At 41.2% G+C, this 3,010-nt stretch carries 3 protein-coding genes; all 3 read right to left on the bottom strand.

The genetic code is table 11. The features are described from left to right. Positions 1 to 180, bottom strand: a 180-nt coding sequence (locus Q8907_15185; GenBank protein MDP4275616.1) for a hypothetical protein, incomplete at its 3' end; no start/stop codon positions are given. A 15-nt stretch (positions 181 to 195) separates the two neighbouring features. Next, complete coding sequence (locus Q8907_15180) at positions 196 to 678, bottom strand: hypothetical protein (GenBank protein ID MDP4275615.1); 483 nt, start codon at positions 676 to 678, stop codon at positions 196 to 198. A gap of 15 nt (positions 679 to 693) precedes the next feature. After that, the coding region (locus Q8907_15175; GenBank protein ID MDP4275614.1) for a PDZ domain-containing protein at positions 694 to 3,010 on the bottom strand (2,317 nt) is incomplete at its 5' end.

Genomic DNA, 3,010 nt, shown 5'->3' with positions numbered 1-3,010 from the left:
CGACTGGTCAGTATAGGTATTTAAGGAAAAATGAACAAAAGCGTAGCTTTCCATTTCCTGCCACCTCATCTGATTTTCAGTGGGAACAGGCCCACAAGGGGCCGGAGCTTTTACCTGAGCATTAATAATGCCAATTGAAAACATGGAAAGAATTAGTCCATACAAAAAACTTCTAATCATATTATTTACTATTTATTATGTTATGTATATAATTCCATCTATTGCCTTTTGGTATTGATATTTATTGCAGCTTCTGTTAAATTTAAAGATGAAACCGTATGGATAAATACCCAACGATTTTCTATTGATAAAAACATCAGAGTTCATATAAACACCCTCAAAGTAAATGGAAACCTTTTTGGTTTTCCTTTCGCCGGGAACTTTGAATATTTTCTGGTACCAGCCAACACCTGTAGGGAAGTATCCTCCAGCGCCTCCTGTCGGATTCTTAGGATTTACTTCCCCTTCGATACTCCAATCATGCGGCAAATCGAGGCTACGCCAATGCTCATCGTTAAAATTTACAGCCTTTGCATCTTGTACATCTCCCAAAAAGAACTTCCAGTTGGAATCAAACAGTTGTTTTCTTTCCTGATGGTTTTGCGCAAACATTGTAAAAGAGCAAACAAACAGCAGGCAAAACAATGCCTTATATCTAAGTGAATTAATTTTATTCATTATATATTATTTATATCATTGTATTGATAATGTATTTTTCGGAATTGTAACTGAAGTCTCTTTTTGGTTTCTGAAAACCACAACTTCTATCGGTTTGGTCAGATCGGCCTGATTAGTTGCATTTCGCAAATCATTCAAATTGTTGATTACCTTACCGCTAAACTTAATGATTACATCATTTTCGAGCAAGAGACCTTTGAGTCCGCTATCAAATTTTGCCATTGAAACCACATATACACCACGTTCGGAATCCATCCCGGTTGCAGAACGCTCGCCTAATGTTTCAAGGTTCTTAATTCGCAATCCCTGCCATTCGACAATGATTGCAGACACATTTTCAGTTTGTATCTGAGGCAAGGTTATATTTGGAGTTTTTGCAATGCATTTCAAGTTGGGTGATAAAACGCCAAATCCATCCATATCAAAGTTTTGGAATCCAATGCGGAATACCTGACTTATTTTACTTTTTACAGTAAAATTTCCGTGAGCGGCATCCTGAAACTCCACTGGGCAAAAAATAGAATGCTTGTCAACGCCATGGTTTTGGACTTCGGATAAAGCATTGTCACTGGTAAATATGTTATAATCGACCATCGCTCCCCAGCTTGTCAGTTTGATGGGTTTATAAGGTCGCATAACAATGTTTCTTGAAAAAACATCACCACTGTTTTCGAACCACACGTGCGGGTGAAAAGTGTTGTTGATCAGGATATTATTTTCGACCACACGATTAAACCCTTCACGAAGTTTTATTCCACCATTCAGACACAAGTTGTTATAAATATGGTAATTGCACGATCCATCGTCTAAGTCGATATCCCAACCGCGGTCGCAACGGAACCGGTTGTTGCGGATGATGATGGTTGAAGTAACATCGGCCAAAATCAACGAAGGTTCTTGGACAGTAAATTTGTTCATTTTCTGGCGGTCAGGATGCCAGTAGCGGTCGCGCCCCCAGGAATTGAACGAGCCATGGTCGCCGGTTTCCTTCACAGTCTCAAACACATCGTTGTACTCGATAATATGTCCGCCCCAGGTGCCTTCGCTCACATTGATTCCTGCCCGCGGAACATCATAAATGCTGTTGTGGCTCACTGTGATCGACTTGCTCATGGATAACTCCACACCGGTTATCTGCTTTTCAAATAAACCTATTGTATGTATTAAATTATCCCGAACAAAACAATCCGCCGGATAATTGTTTGATTTTGGACCTTGCTGACGGTCTATATGATCGTAAGATCCATGGACATCATAATTAAATACGGCAGACCTGACGGCATTTGGGTCGCCAACAAAGCAAATGGCACTTGCGCCAATCTGCGTGATATGCGACGACGAAATACCTGAATTACGGTTGTAATTGGAGAAAAAAACGGCATTGCCTCCTAAATTATGAAGATAGCAGCCGGTAAGCGAACAATTTTCAGTGCCTTCAAAAACAATTGCTCCACCACGATATATTGTCCAATCGGAACGCAAAAGCGGTTCGTACTTTTCCATAAAAGTGCGGGCCGTTTGGGTAAATTCAATGTTTTTTAGGGTGATGTTTTGCACCGGTGTCTGTTCGGTTCCCCTAAATTCGACCAAATGTTTTAGCTGCGAAGCCTCAAACGTCGATTTGGCAACATCTTCTCCTGGTACAGGATAATAGTATAAAATTGCCTCTTTGCTATCGTAATACCATTCGCCGGGTGCGTCCAGTTCTTCAAAAATATTTTCAACCATACGGTTGTCTTTACTCAAGCCATTGGGACGATTATTTTGCCAGCCTCCTTCCATTTTTAATTCGCCTTTCTCATCTTTGCCAGTTATGCGGTAATGAAAATCACCCCAATCGCTTACGTGCATCACATGAAGAAGGCCACCAGCAGGATTTTTCCACGTTTTCACTCGTTCCGGCGAAGTGGCGTCAGCCGATGTGCCATTGAAACGTACGGCAGTTGAATCGTAATTTGGATATCGCGCCATGGAACGTATTTTCCCGTTAACTGTTAGCATGTCAATAGCGATTTTGGACGAGAGCCTCGCCTGCATAATCCCGTTTTTGTAAGGCTGCCACTGTAGTTTAAGAGAAACACCGCCGGAGATAACTACGTTTTCGCCCGGATAAGCAGACAATGTAAGGTGTTTACCATTATTTCCATCAAGCGGGGTAAAAATCAGGGGTTCGGACAAACGATATTCCCCACCTCGCAAATAAACTGTTACTTCACCTTTTTGTCCGCGAGCTTTGTACTGCGCTGTTTTTATACTTTTTAAAGGCGATTTTTCTGTACCGCTGTTTTTATCGCTCCCTTTTGGAGAAACAAAATAAATAGTTTGGGCATCT

Source organism: Bacteroidota bacterium, assembly GCA_030706565.1.
In the GTDB taxonomy this organism is placed as follows: domain Bacteria; phylum Bacteroidota; class Bacteroidia; order Bacteroidales; family JAUZOH01; genus JAUZOH01.
The sequence above is the reverse complement of the archived record's forward strand: the minus strand, read 5'-3'. Positions and strand labels throughout refer to the sequence as shown.

What these genes read in the sequence shown, in the direction of transcription:
- Q8907_15180 (MDP4275615.1), bottom strand. Translation starts at nt 678, where the DNA reads ATGAATAAAATTAATTCACTTAGATATAAGGCATTGTTTTGCCTGCTG.